At 68.6% G+C, this 15,625-nt stretch carries 11 protein-coding genes; 8 read left to right on the top strand and 3 right to left on the bottom strand.

The window, feature by feature from the left end; all coding sequences use genetic code 11:
* Positions 1-153: 153 nt before the first annotated feature.
* The 3 genes from eccCa to ATL45_RS38310 form a co-directional block, all read right to left on the bottom strand.
* The gene (gene eccCa, locus ATL45_RS06535; RefSeq protein ID WP_093157701.1) at positions 154-4,104 is read right to left on the bottom strand and encodes a type VII secretion protein EccCa; all 3,951 of its coding nucleotides are present in this window, start codon (positions 4,102-4,104) and stop codon (positions 154-156) included.
* A 599-nt stretch (positions 4,105-4,703) separates the two neighbouring features.
* Positions 4,704-5,165, bottom strand: a complete 462-nt coding sequence (locus tag ATL45_RS38315; protein ID WP_147452910.1) for a hypothetical protein — start codon at positions 5,163-5,165, stop codon at positions 4,704-4,706.
* Between the two features lie 54 nt (positions 5,166-5,219).
* Positions 5,220-6,266, bottom strand: a complete 1,047-nt coding sequence (locus ATL45_RS38310) for a hypothetical protein (RefSeq protein ID WP_143121743.1) — start codon at positions 6,264-6,266, stop codon at positions 5,220-5,222.
* A 682-nt stretch (positions 6,267-6,948) separates the two neighbouring features.
* On the opposite strand from ATL45_RS38310, the gene eccD reads away from it, so the two are divergent.
* The 8 genes from eccD (at position 6,949) to ATL45_RS06495 (ending at position 15,625) form a co-directional block, all read left to right on the top strand.
* Positions 6,949-8,313 carry a type VII secretion integral membrane protein EccD gene (gene eccD / locus ATL45_RS06530; protein WP_170210178.1) on the top strand — a complete coding sequence of 455 codons (1,365 nt, stop codon included), beginning with the start codon at positions 6,949-6,951 and terminating at the stop codon, positions 8,311-8,313.
* A 49-nt stretch (positions 8,314-8,362) separates the two neighbouring features.
* A complete protein-coding gene (eccB, locus tag ATL45_RS06525; protein WP_093157705.1) occupies positions 8,363-9,736 on the top strand; it encodes a type VII secretion protein EccB in 1,374 nt (457 codons plus the stop codon).
* Positions 9,733-10,020 carry a hypothetical protein gene (locus ATL45_RS06520; protein WP_093157706.1) on the top strand — a complete coding sequence of 96 codons (288 nt, stop codon included), beginning with the start codon at positions 9,733-9,735 and terminating at the stop codon, positions 10,018-10,020. The genes eccB and ATL45_RS06520 overlap by 4 nt, the downstream gene beginning before the upstream one ends.
* A gap of 263 nt (positions 10,021-10,283) precedes the next feature.
* On the top strand, positions 10,284-10,574 hold the full coding sequence (locus tag ATL45_RS06515; protein ID WP_093157708.1) for a hypothetical protein: 291 nt from the start codon (positions 10,284-10,286) through the stop codon (positions 10,572-10,574).
* A gap of 71 nt (positions 10,575-10,645) precedes the next feature.
* Entirely contained in the window at positions 10,646-12,085 is a 1,440-nt protein-coding gene (locus ATL45_RS06510; protein ID WP_093157710.1) for a hypothetical protein, read from the top strand.
* Between the two features lie 13 nt (positions 12,086-12,098).
* On the top strand, positions 12,099-14,876 hold the full coding sequence (locus tag ATL45_RS06505) for a hypothetical protein (protein ID WP_093157711.1): 2,778 nt from the start codon (positions 12,099-12,101) through the stop codon (positions 14,874-14,876).
* Between the two features lie 45 nt (positions 14,877-14,921).
* Positions 14,922-15,317 (top strand): YbaB/EbfC family nucleoid-associated protein, encoded by a 396-nt coding sequence (locus tag ATL45_RS06500; RefSeq protein ID WP_093157713.1) that lies wholly within the window; start codon positions 14,922-14,924, stop codon positions 15,315-15,317.
* On the top strand, positions 15,314-15,625 hold the full coding sequence (locus tag ATL45_RS06495) for a hypothetical protein (RefSeq protein WP_143121744.1): 312 nt from the start codon (positions 15,314-15,316) through the stop codon (positions 15,623-15,625). Before ATL45_RS06500 ends, ATL45_RS06495 begins: the two co-directional genes overlap by 4 nt.

Raw genomic sequence — 15,625 nt, 5'->3', positions numbered from 1 at the left:
AGGTCGAGGCGGGGCTGCCGGTTCCGCCTCTCCGCGATTCACAGTTGTGGCTGCGTCCGGGATCGGCCTGGCGTTTCGCGGTTTCTCGTGGCTGGGTTGCGTCACGTTCCCCTGGGGTGCGGTTGAGCAGTGCTGGGGTTGGCACAGGGCTGCTCATTCCGGTTCCTCCGTCCAGCCGATCTGCAGGCCGATGCCGTCGCGGCGGGTCACCAGCACGCCGCGTCCCGGCGGGAGCTGGCGGCCGCGGGCGCCGTTGAGCAGCGGCATCTCGTTGGCGGGCATCGACAGCGCCAGCTCGGGCGTGTTCGACTCCTGCAGCCTGCGGGTCACCGGCTCCATCGAGGTCCGGCTCGATCCCGCCGCCGCGCGGGCCATCACCAGGTGCAGGCCGATGTCGCCGGCCTGCGGGACCAGCTCCACGAGCGGGTCGAACGGGCCGCCCATCGGGCCCAGCATCAGGTCGTAGTCGTCGACCAGCACGAAGATCTCCGGCCCGCTCCACCAGTCCCGCCGCCGCAGCTGCGCCGGGGTGATGTCGGTGCCGGGCACCCGCTCCTTGAGCTCCTCGGCCAGCTGCCGCACCAGCGTCTCGGCGGCCGGCGTGGACACCGCGGCGCCGCGCCGGTAGGGCTCCGGCACCGATTCCAGCAGCGCGCGGCGCGGGTCGACGACCAGGACCTGGGCCTGCTCGGGCGAGTACACGGTGGTGATGGCGTTGGCGATCAGCCGCAGCGCTGCGGTCTTTCCGCTGCCGCTGTCGCCGACGACGGTCAGGTGCGGGCGGCTGCCGAAGTCGTGCCACACCGGCTGCAGGTCCAGTTCGCCCGCGCCCAGCGCCACCTTCGGGCCGGGCTGCGGCGCGGGCAGTTCCGCCGCGGGCAGCACGGCGGGCAGCATCCGCACCACCGGCGCGCCCCGGTGCGGCCAGCTCTCCGCGACGGCCGCGCACAGCTCGCGGGTCGACTCGGCGAGGTCTTCGGTGCCCGCGACGCCGTCGATGCGTGGCACTCCGGCCAGGAAGTGCATCTGGTCGGCGGTCATGCCCCGGCCGGGGATCTGCGGCACCTCCGCCGCCTTGCGCATGTTGATCATCGAGTCGATCGAGTCGCCGAGCCGCAGCTCCAACCGGGTGCCGAGCTGGTCGCGCAGTGCACTGTGGACGTCCGACCAGCGGTTCGTGGTGAGCAGCAGGTGCACGCCGTAGGCGAGGCCGCGGGCGGCCAGCGCGCGCAGCGCCATGTCGTGCTGCTCGAACTCCGAGCGCAGCGCGCCCCAGCCGTCGACGACCAGGAACACGTCGCCGTGCGGGTCGTCGGCGAACTCGCCCTTCGCGCGCCGCTCGCGGTAGGCGGCCATGCTCTCCACCTCGTGCTCGGCGAAGGTCTTCTCCCGCTCCGCCAGCAGGGTCTGCACCTCGGCGATGGTGCGGGCCACCCGCTCGGCCTGCAGCCGCCCGGCCACGCCGCCGACGTGCGGCAGACCGTCCAGCGCGGACAGCGTCCCGCCGCCGAAGTCGAGGCAGTAGAACTGCGCTTCGGCCGGGGTGTGGGTGAGCGCGATCGAGGCGATCAGGGTGCGCAGCAGGTTGCTCTTGCCGGACTGCGGGCCGCCCGCGATGCCGACGTGCCCGCCGGCCCCGGACAGGTCGACGACCTGCAGGTCGCGGCTCTGCTCGAACGGCTTGTCCACCACGCCGACCGGCACCACCAGCCGGCCGCAGCCCGGCCAGCTCCCCGCGGTCAGCCCGCGGTCGGGATCGGGCAGCAGCGGCGGCAGCAGCTGGTCCAGCGACGGCGGATCGGCCAGCGGCGGCAGCCACACCTGGTGCGCGGGCGGGCCGTGGCCCATCAGCTTGTCCACCGCGACGGACAGCACCGACTCGCCGGGGTCGGCGTCCTCCGCGGTGGGCGCGGGTTCCGGGGCGGGCGCGGCGGGCACCGGCAGCTTGCCCACGTTGAACGGCACGACCTGCCGCCGCACCTCCTCCTGCCGCTGCTCGCGGGTGCGCCTGCGGTGCTGGCCGGAGACGTAGGCGGCCTTGAACCGGATCAGCGTCGCCACGTCGCTGCGCAGGTAGCCGTTGCCGGGCGCGCTCGGCAGCTGGTAGGCGTCGGGCACGCCGATCACCGACCGGCTCTCCATAGCCGAGAACGTGCGCAGCCCGATCCGGTAGGACAGGTGGCTCTCCAGCTTGTGCATGCGGCCGTCCTCGATGCGCTGGCTGGCCAGCAGCAGGTGCACGCCCAGCGACCGGCCGAGCCTGCCGATCATGACGAACAGCTCGCCGAAGTCCGGGTTGGACGCCAGCAGCTCGGAGAACTCGTCGACGATCACGAACAGCGTCGGCAGCGGGTCGAGCGGGGTGCCGGACAGCCGGGCCTTCTCGTAGTCCAGCAGCGAGCTGTAGTTCCCGGCCGCGCGCAGGAACTCCTGGCGCCGCACCATCTCCCCGTGCAGCGCGTCCTGCATCCTGGTCACCAGGGTCGCCTCGTCGGCCAGGTTGGTGATCACCGCGGAGACGTGCGGGAGCCGGTCCAGGCCGAGGAACGTCGCGCCGCCCTTGAAGTCGACCAGCACGAAGTTCAGCGTCTCCGACGAGTGCGTCATCGCCATGCCCAGCACCATCGTGCGCAGCAGCTCGCTCTTGCCGGAACCGGTGGCGCCGATCAGCAGCCCGTGCGGGCCCATCCCGCCCTGCGCCGACTCCTTGATGTCCAGCTCGATCGGCGCGCCGTTCTCGGTGATGCCGATGGGGATCCGCAGCCGGTCGCGGGTCAGGCCGGTGCGCGCCGCCGCGGCGGGATCCCAGGTGTCCAGGTCGGAAATGCCGAGCAGCTGCGGGAGTTCGAAGTTCGCCACCATCGGCTCGGCCACGTCGGCGGTGCCGCCGAGCCGGTACGGCGAGATGGTCCGCGCCAGCGTCGCGGCCTTCGCGGTGGGCAGCAGGTCCGGCGCGCAGAGCTTGGTGCGCACCTCCTGGCCGGTGCGGTCGGTGCGGACCATGTCCACCTGCTCGGCGGAGACGTCCAGCCGCAGCGTGGTGCGCCCGGCGCCGCCGGTGAGCGCGTCGGAGACGTCGAGCACCACGGAGTTGTGGTAGCCGGTGCCCGCCAGGCGCGACTCCGACGGCACGTCGACGCCGTCGAGCACGATCACCACGTAGGGCTCCTCCGGGTTCGGGGAGGACGCGGCCTCGAACCTGCCCCGCTCGCCGAGCTCGGCGTCCAGCAGCTCGGTCAGCGCGTCCACCCCGTCGGCCAGCAGCCGGACCTGGCCCGCGCCGTCCTGCTCGACCGGGTGCTGCGCGTGCGGCAGCCACTTCACCCAGTCCCACAGGTGCACCCGGCCGGGCGCCGCGCACACCACCACGCGCAGGTCCTCGGGGGAGTGGAAGGTGACCAGCTGAGCCAGCACGGAGCGGGTGACGGCGCGGATCGCCTCCTCGTCACCGGCGAAGCGGACCTTGGCGAATCCGCGCAGGAACAGCGAGGTGGGCAGGTTGGCGACGGTGCTGTGGGCGTTGATGAACTTGCGCAGCGCCCGCGCGGAGAGCGGTTCCAGATCCGAGATCGGCTTGGTGCTCAAGGGATTCATCCGGATGGCCAGGCGCTGCGAACCGGTGCCGATGCGCACCTCGGCGAAGTCGCCGTGCGCGGCCCGGCGCTCCCACAACCGGCCGGTCATCGCCACCGACCAGAGGCTGTTCGGATCGGGGTGCCGCCAGGACAGCGACTCCCGCTGCTTCGTCGCCGCCGCCCGCACCTGGGCGCGGACCTGCCCGAGGTAGCGCAGGTAGTCGCGCCGCTCGCCGCGCATCTTCTGCCGCCGCTCGGTGCCGCCGCGCGCGAGCTGGACCAGGAACATCAGCAGCGCCATCGCGAGCATCAGCCCGAACATGCCCATGCCCAGCAGCGGGTTCCGCGGCCCGATGTAGATCAGCATGAACACGCCGCTGCCGAGCATCATCGGCAGCATCATCATCGAGGACAACCAGTCACGGCCCACCGTCTCCGGCAGCGCCGGAGGTTCCTGCAGGGACAGCTCCCCGCTCGGCATCTCCGGAGGCTGCTCCCGGTTGGGCCTGCGGAACAGGGTGGTGGTCATGCGCTCGGCTCCTCGCTACTGGTCCGCTCCACCCCCTACACGGCCAACACCCGCCGAGCCGTTCACCGAACCAGCGGTCGTGAGTGCCAAACGGTGCTGGAACACCGTTACGCACTCACGACCAACCCAGCACCGTCCCGGCGTCCTACACGGTCCGAGGGCCTAGTTGCTCTGCGCATCCGCGTCGAGCGTGTTGGCGATTTCGCGCGTAGTCGCCACCAGCCCGGGGCCCGACCGGAGTCGGGCGGCTGCTGGGAGATTCCCAGGCCGGTGGGGTCGCGTTGAGATGTGCCGGGAGCATTTTGTGCTGCTAGTTCGCGAGTTGAGTTCGCCGGGCGCTCGTACGTGCTGATCTCCGACCCGATGCCCACCGTGCTCGGGCACCTCGATCCCGCGCTGGCCACTTCTGGGCTCGCACATGGCAGTTGGGTGTTGCAGCGACTCGGGGAGATCTCTCCGGCGAGGCCTGGTTCGAAGAGAATCTGTCCGTATGACTGGCCGGTCGAAAGAATGCGCGTACCCGGCCAGTAGCAGGATGCGCGCCGCCATCATCCGTTTCAATTGGCCAAGCAAGATGCGCCTGGCTTGTCCTGATTGGGTTACGCTATTGAGAATGCCCATATCGCGAGTGTCGTGCAGGTGAGTGCGATGCAGATCAAGGTGAGTGATGTGAGTATTGTTCGATTGCGAGCCAATCGGTATGCGCCAGCTTGCGCAAGCGGTGCGGCCACTGCCGCTGCCACTCCGAATGTAAGGTCAAGTCCGAATATGCCGCACATTATTGCACCAGCAGTGATGCCGCAAATGAAAAATACACCCGCCGATGCCCAGTGGTGGCCAAAGAATCGACGGGCAATCTTGTCTGCGATGAGGCCAAGGGGGATACCCAATGCCAGGACTGCAAGGGCGACAAAAGGGAGCGCGGCAAGTACTTGTCTGCCAGGCTCCCAGAATTCGCGAAGGGAAAAGTTGGAGTGCCTGGCGGCCGAGAGGATGATGAACTCGACGTACAGCGTCGTGGCCGCCCCAGCAAAGGCGACCACGACACCAGCGAGCACCATCCGTGAATACGGGATCTCATCCGTATTCGTAGGTTGATGCCTGTTCTGCATTATTTAGACACCGTTTCCTCTGGCTCGAATGTTATCCCAGCCGCAAATTCCTGTAATACACTCGTATCCCGAGTTTAGGAGTTCTGCGCCGATTCGCCACCCAGTTAGGCCGGTTGCTACGTACAGGCCATGATTCGGTACTGGGTACCGCGAGCCCTCAAGGGTGTATACGCCATCTCGATAGACAACGCCCTGCCAGTCGTAGGTGATCGCTCCAGCCGTGCAGAACGGGTTGCCCACCGAATGTTCAGCGCGGATGACGGCCTGGAAATCAGTGGTCTCAGCGGGTACCCAGTAGATGTTCATGCCGTCAGTTCCGGCATTCCTGCTTTCCTGAAGAACGCCGTCGTTGCTGTAGACGCGTGTGTCACCCGTGTATTTTATCTGGCGGACCTCTCGGCGTGTCCAGTCAATAAACGCGTCAAGCTGAGTCCTGTTCCGGGAAGACGTTGCATCGAATCCGCGATTGTCGCCGCCAAAGTACGTGTTCGGACTCCAAGTGCAGGGCCAGGCGAGTGCTTTGGCGTCTGGAATAAAAGCCTGATGGCGAACTGTCGAATCAGTTGCGGCATTGATGGCTTCTTGGCGCTGCTTGAGCACTGTCTCCAACTGCTCGGTTGAGTTGTTGGTTGGAACAGCGACAGGAGCGTTCATGACGATGACTCGACCGCTATCGACCAATCCGGGATCTACATCTTCGGGGAGAGGTCGACCATCAGGGCCGGTATTACTCTTATCGCCAGGTGGGGAAGCAGGAATGTCGGGACCTATTTTCTGTGCGGTAATCCCTGTCCATGGCCACCGCTTATTGAGTGGAGTTTTCTCCGGAGTCAGCGCCTGGACCTTGTACTCGTACTGTCCTCCTGGTTGAACGCTGGCGTCGATGTACACATTACCATTTGTGACATCCAGTCGTTCTTCATTTCGAAGAACCTCGTACTCCAAAGCATGTGGAACGTGATCCCAAATCAACTGAACCTGATTCGCGTCCGCGATGGTTGTCAAGGTGGGGGCGGCGCCGGTAGTGCCCTTTCCGGCGCTGCGGATCACGCCTCTGGACCCATTCGGGAGCACTACGATCGCGGCCACTATGCCGTTGCTCCCGGCTTGCAGGGAACTTACTTGTGAGCCCGATGCGGATCTGGCATCGGATAGCGAAACCGAATTTGCGTCGCGATGCAGCGCTACCTGCCACTGGCCTGCCGGTGGCTCTGACTCTGGGGTGGCATGTGCGATTGGGCTTGTAGAGGTAATCGCTGATGTCGCAGTTGCAAACGCAAGGATTGCAACTGACAGGCACTTCCACGGAGTACGTGGATATTGGCGCACGGTCAGCCTTTCCTGATTCGCCGGACGAAACGGACAGGGGTAATAAAATCACAAACCGCCGCAACTGCAAGGGAGTGTTGCACGATCTACCCGCTTGGAGCACGAAAGCTGGTATATACCAATATATCGGCGGTGAAAACTGCTCCGAATGGGCGTGTCGTTACGATTTCGAGGAAGATTCATATCACATTTTGGTGAGCTTGCTCCGGTGTCGTTTAGCGCTGCAGCCGAGGCATCAGCCCGCGGCGGGCTGCGGCGAGGTGGCTGCTGGTGGGTTTTTCCTGAGGTGCTGAACCTTCGGGAGCGGGGGTGCCGTGGTGGGGGTATGGCGGCGACGAATGGGAACGGGGCTGCGACGAGTCAGGCAGCTCCTCCGGCTCAGGGCGGTGGGGGTTCCGGCGAGATGTGCCGGTTGACCATCTGCGGTCCTACCTCGCGGGTCGAGCTGGCTGTGCCCGCGCACGTGCCGATCTCCGACCTCATGCCCACCGTGCTCGGGCACCTCGATCCGGCGCTGGCCACTTCCGGGCTCGCGCACGGTGGTTGGGTGTTGCAGCGGCTCGGTGAGGCGCCGTTGAACGAGGAGCACGGCACCGCTGCGGCCGGTTTGTACGACGGTGATGTGCTGCACCTGCGGCCTCGTGACGACCAGCTGCCGCTGGCCGACTTCGACGACCTGGTCGACGGCATCCACACCGGGCTCTCTGCGCGGACCGACAGCTGGCGCCCCGCGCTGACCCGGCGGGTGTGCCTGGGGCTCGCCGCGCTGTGCGGGCTGCTCGCGGTGCTGGTCACCACGTTCGCCGCGAGCGGGACGGTGACCGCGATCAGCGCCGGGGTGGTCGGGCTCGTCATGATCGGCGGCGGTGCGCTGCTGGCGCGGCTGCTGGAGGAGCGCACCGGTGCGTTGACGCTGGGCGCGGTCGGAGTGGTTTCGCTCGGTGTCGCGGGGTTCGCGATGCCTGCCGGCTCCGCGCCTCCCGCTGACTGGTTCACCGGTGCGGGCGCGCTGGCGGGCGCGGTGGTCGTGGCGGCGGGTGCCGTCGGCGCTCGGGCCGCGCTCGACCAGGCTCGGGCGGGGTTCCTCGCGGTCGCCTGCGGTGCTGTTCTGACGGCGCTCGGTTGCCTGGTCGGGCTGCTGCTGGGGTTGGAGGCGCATGCGACCGCGGCCGTTCTCGTCGCGATGGTGCTGGCCGTGACCAGGGCTGCGCCGCAGCTGGCCACCTGGCTCGCCGGGCTCGTCGCCGAGCCGGTGCCGACGACCACCGAGGAGTTCCAGCAGGGGCTGGAACCGTTGCCCAGCAAGGACGTTCTCGACCGGGCGGCCGTCGCCGACGCGCACCTCACCGCGTTCCTGGTGGTGCTGGGAGCGGTGTGCTCGGGCGCGCTGCTGGTGCTCACCTCGCACCTGGAGTGGGACACCGTTTCGCTCGGGCTGGTCGTCGCAACGCTTTTGCTGTTGCAGGCGCGGGAGTTGCGCGGGATCTGGCACCGGGCCGCCGCGCTGGTGCCCGCTGCCGCCGCGCTGATCTCCGTGCTGCTGGGCTGGGTCGTCGAGCTGCCGCTGCTCGGGCAGATCTGCGTGCTGGTCGGGTTGCTCGGGCTGGCCGGGAACGCGCTGGCCGGGGCGCAGGTGCTGCCCGGTCGCCGGCTGGTTCCGCGGTGGGGACGCCTCGGCGACATCCTGCACTGGATCTGCGCGCTCGCGGTGCTGGCGCTCGTGCTGACGGTGACCGGTTTCTACGGCTTCGTCGCCTCTTGGTTCTGAACTCTTCCGGGGGTGGCAGCCGTGTTCAGAAGTGGAAGGGAGGTCGCGCATGTACGGCAGGCGTGAACAGGTCGAAGCTCACTCGTTCCTGGTCGGGCGGATCCTCGCGGCGGTGCTGCGCACCGATCCCGACGACCCGAACCGGCCGCTGCGCCGCACCACCGTCGGGATGGCGGGCGGCATCGGGATCGCGCTGCTGGTGATGGGCATCGTGCTGATCGTCAGCCTGCTCACCGGGATGGGCGGCAACGCCTGGCGCGAGAAACCGGGTTTCCTCGTCGTGGACAAGGATTCCGGCAACCGGTACATGCTCGTCGACGGGCGGCTGCGCCCGGTGCTCAACTACGCCTCCGCCCGGCTGCTGGCGGAGGGGGAGCCGCAGGTCGCGAAGGTCAGCGGCGAGGAGCTGGCGGACTTCCCGAAGGGCGCTCCGATCGGCATTCCCGGCGCACCGGACGCGCTGCCCTCGCCGGTGGCGGGCGGTCAGCCGTGGACCGTGTGCGCGGGAGTGCAGCCCGACGACCCGGGGCTCGCGGCGACCGTCGGGCCGATGCCCGGGATGAGCGAGCTGGGCCCGAACGAGGCGGTGCTGGCCCGCGTGGGAGACCAGCAATTCCTCGTGTGGCAGGGAACTCGGTTGCGGATCACCGCACCGTGGGTGCCCCGCGCGCTCGGGCTGGACCCGGCTCGGGCCGTGCCGGTCGACTCGGCGTGGCTCAACACGGTGCCCGCCGGGCCCGACCTCGGCGCACCGCCGGTGGCGCACGGTGGCGCGGGGCCGGTCGTGGCCGGTCAGCAGACCGTGGTCGGCCAGCTGGTGACCGCGCCCGAAGCGGTCGGCGACAAGACGTTCGTGGTGGACGCGGCCGGGCTGGTGCCGGTGTCGCGCACCGTCGCGGCGCTGCTCGGCGCCGATCCTGACGTGGCGCTGCCGCCGACCATCACCATCACCCCCGCTCAGCTGGCCACGCAGCAGGTGCTGCCCGCACCGGTGTGGCAGGCCGAACTGCCGCCGCAGCCGCCGACCGGGATGGACCTCGACCGCCGCGTGCCCTGCGTGCGGTGGGCGGCGGACGAGGTGACGCTGGTGTCCGCTCCGGACATGAGCGGAACGGCCGCGAACGGCGAGATCGCCGGGGTCACCCGCGACGGCCGGGTCGCCGACCTGGTCGACGTCCGGCCCGGCGCCGGATTCATCGCCCGCACCCGCCCGGCACCCGGCGTGCCCGGCGCGGGCGTCTACCTGATCACCGAGGCCGGGGCGAAGTTCCCGGTCGCCAACGAGAAAGCAGCCGAAGCCCTCGGCTACTCGGTGGATGCCGCGGAACCGGTTCCCGCGGATCTGCTCGCCCTGCTGCCGACCGGACCGGTGCTCGACCTGATCGGCAGATCGCAGTCCGCAACGGAGGAGGAAACCCGATGAGCAAGTTCGGTTACGACGACGGAATGCTGACGCAGGTCATCAGCGCCACCGACAACGCGCTCGGCCAGATGCGTCAGCTCAACAACTCGGTTTCTGGAGTGTCCGGGCAGCTGCCCGCGGTCAACAACTCCACGTCCGGCATGAAGCTGTCCCGCCTGCTCAACGACTGGAGCACGGACTACAACAAGATCGTCACCGAGCTGGAGAACCTCAAGGGCAAGGCCACCGGCCTGCTGCAGACCAACCGCAACGTCGAGACCGAAACCGGCGGCGCAGCGCAGTGAATTAATTGAATTCCAGTGGCTGGTTCGCGTGGCGGTGCGGGTGGCGGAACCTCAGCGCCCGCCTGGACTGCGGGTGCCCGGCTTTATGTATGACCAATACACGGCAGCCGGGCCGTCCTCGCCAGGCGAACGCTGAGAACCCGCGGCGGTGCAAGCGCCGTAGGTGGGCTAAGCGGCTGCGCCGCTTCAAAGACCAAAGACCAGAACCAAAGGCCAGGGGCATTCGACCGGCCGGTTCGGCACTCATCGGAAAGGGAAATCGGATGACCGCGTTCGACGTCAACCACAACGGATATCTCGAGGTCAACGAGCAGTTGCTGCAGTCGGTGCGGATGCTCGGCACCATCCTGGAGAACCTCAACGCCGGGCTGAAGAACATCCCCGAGGCGTCGTGGGGCCAGGCGCAGCCCATCTGGCTGGAGAGCCAGAACCAGTGGAACCGCTCGTACCAGCAGATGACCGAGCGGATCAACCTCACCTCGATCTCCTCGATCAACATCCACGAGATCTTCCGCAACGGCGACCAGCAGGGCGCCCGGATCTTCAACCAGTGACCACCGCAGCGACATCGGCACCCCTGTTGGCGGCCCGCTGAGCCGGGCCGAACGATCGGAAGGAGTTCTCGGTGGAGGAGAAGGACCTGCCTGAGTCCGAGACCGTGGTCGAGGTGACGGGCGTGTCGGTGTCGCTGTCGGTGAAGCGAACCGAGGTCCCGGACCCGCACAACCTCCCGCCGGGAGAGACCCACCGCGGCTCTCCCGGCGAGGTCCCGGGCGGCTTCGTGCACAGCCGCTTCGAACCCGCTGTCCCCGCGGCGTACGGGGAGCCGGTCAAGTACGACCTCCTGGAGCCCGCGATCCCGGGTGAGGTCGTGGAGCCGTACAGCGGTGAGCGGGGTGAGGAACTCCAGCACGGCGTTCTGCAGCCCGCGCTTCCGGGCGAACCCGTGAAGCCGGTGCAACCGGCGCTACCGCCGCTGGAACCGCAAACCGTCACGAAGCGCCACGTCCTGGTGCACGAGCCCGCGAAGACGGAACCAGCGGTGCCGGGCGAACCCGGGTTGCCGCCCACCGAGCCGCTTCAGCCAATGCTCAAGGCGAAGAGGCAACTAGCAGTGGTGGTGGTGCCGAAGGAACCCGGGGAGACCGCTCCGGAGTTCCGCCGCGCGCTGAAACCGGCGGCTCCGGGCAAGCCCTCGCTGCCGGTCGAACCGGGCAGAGCACCGATCCCCGGGGAGCAGTCGCCGAGCGAAGCCGAGCCGGCGCGGATGTGGCGACGGCTCCTCACACCGGCTGAGCAGGGCCGCGAGGTCAGGGATCCGGAACCCGAGGTTCCGGGTCGCCGGTTGCTGCCCGCCCAGCCGAAGCAGTCCGCGGTCATCGGTGTGCCCGCGCAGCCGGTGCAACCGGCAGTGCCGGCCGGTGCGCCGCCGGCGCCGGAGGGCACCGTCGAGGCGCCGGTGCAGCAGCCGAAGCAGTACCTGGCGCCGGTGCAGCAGCCGCAGCAGCCCCCGCTCGGCTACAACGCTCCGCCGGGGCAGAACACCCCCGTGCAGAACGCTTCCGTGCAGAACCCGCCCACGCAGTACCCGCCGGGGCAGAACACGCCGGGCAATTCGAACTACACCGGCGGCGGCTACAACTTCCCCGGCATGCCATCGGGATTCGGCAACTACCAGGTGCCGCCGAACGGCGACGTCGGCCCGGATCCCAACATCCAGTTCGACGAGGCGCAGTACACCGCGCTGATCGCGGTGATCGGCGAGATCAAGGCCGGGGCGCGCAAGGCGATCACGCACAACGACGTGTACCTCGACGCCGAGCTGCTGCTGCAGCCGATGAGCCAGACCTGGGAGCCCGCGCAGAGGCTGGTCAAGTGGGGCGGGAACTTCGGCGGCACGGTCGACACGGAGAACAAGAACCTCCGCAAGAAGCTGTCCCAGCTGGAGAGCGGGCTGGAGAAGGCCAAGGTGGTCTTCAAGGACACCGACGACCTCGCCGCCTACGACGTCACCAAGTTCACCACCGAGTTCCCCGGGTTCACCGGCGGGACCGGCGCCGTGTGACTGGAGCTGAGCGATGACTGATCCCATCGGCGAGCCGAAGCCGATCAAGGGCGACGACCACTCCCGCGCGACCTTCGACCAGATCCTGTTCACGGTCACCGGCGAAGGGACGAACCTGCACGGCGTCCTGGACAGCGGAGCCACGCCGAACACGGGCTGGTTCATCGAGTCCAGCACGAAACCGGGCAGCGAGCAGACCGACGGCCAGACGGCCGCCACCGGCTACAGCTACCACGCGTGGGACAAGTGGTACATCTCGGTGGACCGCAACGCCACGCTGCCGGGCAACTGGACCACCGCCGTCAGCGGGATCGACGAACTGGTCGACGGGCTGAACTCCGGCGTTCTCGGCCTGCTCAACGTCAACCGGCTGTGGGAGGCGAAGAACGCCGTCGACCACTACGTCAAGTGGCTGGACACCAACCGGGACACGCTCCAGCAGTGGGTCACCAAGCTCACCAGCGACGACTCGGCGTTCAAGGGCAAGGCGGCGTACGCGCTCAAGCAGAACCTCACCACCCTGGTGGAGACCGTCGAGAGCCTGCACGAGCAGATCGCGGAGGAGCGCAACACCTCGGAAGGGCTGCGCAAGGCCGCGGAGGCCGTCAAGACCTTCGGCCAGGGCATGGCCAACGTGTGGACGAAGTACAGCAACGCGGTGCGCAACGAGGTCGACTCCGCGATGAACTCCGTGCTCTGGAACGTCGCCACCTACATCAGGGGGAAGGGGCTGGTGCACGGCACGGAGAACTACGCCCTGGACGAGCTCGCGATCGACGACAGGTCGACGGCCGAGGCGTACATCACCAGGGTCATGAACGCGTACAACTCCAACGCCAACACCGGCCCGGCCGTCACCAGGACCTCGGTCAGCCCCAACCCGGGCATGATCGGTTTCTCGATCAACCACGGCGGGGTGAACGAGGACGCCGTGACGTTCACGCCCTACAAGCTCCCCGACGGCTTCCCGACGATCTCCGGTCCGCTCGGCAGCCAGGCGACCTGGAACGACATCAACACCAAGATCAGCGACCACGTCCGCAAGAAGATGAAGCCGCTCGACGAGGAGGCGCGCAAGCAGCTCGAAGCGCTGCAGACCGCCTACGAGCGGACGAAGTCGTCGCTGGAAGGCCTGGAGACACCGGTCCCGACGACGGGCGGTGGCACCGGCGGCGGCGGGAACACGCCGCCGCCAGGCGGTGGTTTCAACTTCCCACCACCCCCGGGTGGCGGCGACTTCAACGTCCCACCGCCTGCGGGCGGGGGCGACAACGTTCCTCCGCCCGGTGGCGGTGGCGACAACGTTCCTCCGCCCGGCAGTGGCTTGAACGGGCCGCCTGCGAACGGTGGTGGGAACTTCAACGTCCCGCCGCCCGGTGGCGATGGCTTGAACGGCCCGCCCGCCAACGGTGGCGGCGACTTCAACGTTCCACCGCCTGCCAACGGTGGTGGTGACCTGCCGTCCATCGGTGGTGACGGTCAGCTGCCGGGCGGTGGCGGCAGCGGGGACTTCAACGTCCCGCCGCCTGCCAACGGCGGCGGCAGCATCCCGCCGCTCATCCCGCCCGGCGGCACGCCAGGGCCGGGCGGAGGGACTCCGAACGGCAGCGGGAACTCGCGCGACGGCCAGCGACTCCTCAACGGGATGCCGGACCCGAACAACCCGTTCGACCCGGCCAACGGCGGTTCGAACTTCTCGCCGCTGCCGAGCAACCTCCCCGGTGGCGGTTCGAACCTGCCCGGTGGGAACTTCGATCCCGCAGGCGGGTCGTCGAACCTGCCCGGTGGCAATTTCGATCCGGCTGGTGGGTCGTCGAACTTGCCCGGTGGGCCGGGCAGCGGACCTGGTGATGTGAACCTGCCCGGCGGGAACTTCGATCCCGCAGGCGGGTCTTCGAACCTGCCCGGTGGGCTGGGCGGTGGTCCTGGTGAGCTGAATCTGGCTGGTGGGAACTTCGATCCCGCTGGTGGGTCTTCGAATTTGCCTGGCGGGTTGGGTGGCGGTCCTGGTGATGTGAACCTGCCCGGTGGCAATTTCGATCCGGCCGGTGGGTCTTCGAATTTGCCTGGCGGGTTGGGCGGTGGTCCTGGTGATGTGAACCTGCCCGGTGGGAACTTCGATCCCGCTGGTGGGAGCTCGAACTTGCCCGGTGGACTGCCGAACCCGCCCGGCGGGAACTTCGACCCTGCGGGTGGGAACTCCAACCTGCCCGGTGGGAACTTCGATCCCGCAGGTGGGCACTCGAACCTGCCCGGAGGACTGCCGAACCCGCCCGGCGGCGGTGCGAACTTCCCGATCGGCGGCTTCGACCCCGCCGGTGGCACGTCGAACATCCCGGGCGGCTCCGGCTTCCCCGGTGGTGGCTTCGATCCGGCCGGTGGGGGCTCGAACCTGCCCGGCGGGGGCGGCTCCGGCGGGTACGGCGGCGAGGGCTGGTCCGACTGGTCCGGGCAGGACCAGGCCAGCCAGCAGAGCGGTCCGTCCGGCGGCGCGGTCGGTGACCAGCGCAGCGGGATGCCGCCGATGATGCCGCCCATGATGCCGCCGATGAACAACGGGCAGAACGAGAAGGAGCGCGAGCGCCAGACCTGGTTGTCCGAGGACGAGAAGGTGTGGGGCACCGACGACGTCGGCGGCAACGGCGTCATCGGCCTGCCGAACGATCCCTCGCTCGAATCCGACGAACCGCTCGCTCCGACGCACGTCCACGTCGGTTCGGCGTCGCGCGCTCCCAAGCAGCCGGAGCAGACCACGCCGGCGCAGGCCGCGGAGCAGAGCGCGACCGGGTAGGGGCACGTCAGCGACAAGGGCAAGCGACCGCCAAGGAGGCCTTGGATGTACTCCTCGATGGACAACGAGATGACCGACGCGATGCGGGAGCTGCGGGAGCAGCAGGAGCAGTTCAGCACCGCGTTCGGCAAGCTCGACGAGGTGACCGCGAGCGCGACCAGCAAGGACCGCGCGATCAAGGCCACAGTGGACGGTCGCGGCACGCTCACCGGGCTGGAGTTCAACGGCCAGCGGTGGCGGGACATGGCGCCCAAGGAGCTGACCGCGAAGATCGTGGAGGTGGTCGCCGACGCCCAGCGCCAGGCGGCCACCGCGGTCGACGAGGTGATGGCCGGGCTCACCCCGAACGGCGTCGACCTCCAGGAGCTGCGCGAGAACGGCCCCGACCTGCAGGCCATGCTCGAATCGGCGCTCGGCGAGACCGGGCGGTGGTCGCGGTGAGCGACCGGGTCTACGTCGACACCGCCGGGCTGACCAGGGGCGGGCTCAACCTCGGCCAGTGGTCGTCGACGGCCAACCGGCTCGCCGCCCACATGCGCAACGTGACCGCCACCTACCGGCACGCGGGCGGCACCGGGGAGATGGGCGAGCAGTTCGACGCGAACTACCGGCCGGGCGCGGAGAAGGCGATGGAGTTCCTGTCGATGCTGGAGGAAGCCGTCGGCGGGATCTCCGAGAAGACTCTCCTGGCGGGCAAGAAGTTCGAGGACACCGACGACGAAGCCAACGGCGTGGCCCCGAGGGAATAG

This window comes from Saccharopolyspora antimicrobica (genome assembly GCF_003635025.1).
GTDB classification, from domain to species: Bacteria; Actinomycetota; Actinomycetes; order Mycobacteriales; family Pseudonocardiaceae; genus Saccharopolyspora; species Saccharopolyspora antimicrobica.
The sequence above is the reverse complement of the archived record's forward strand: the minus strand, read 5'-3'. Positions and strand labels throughout refer to the sequence as shown.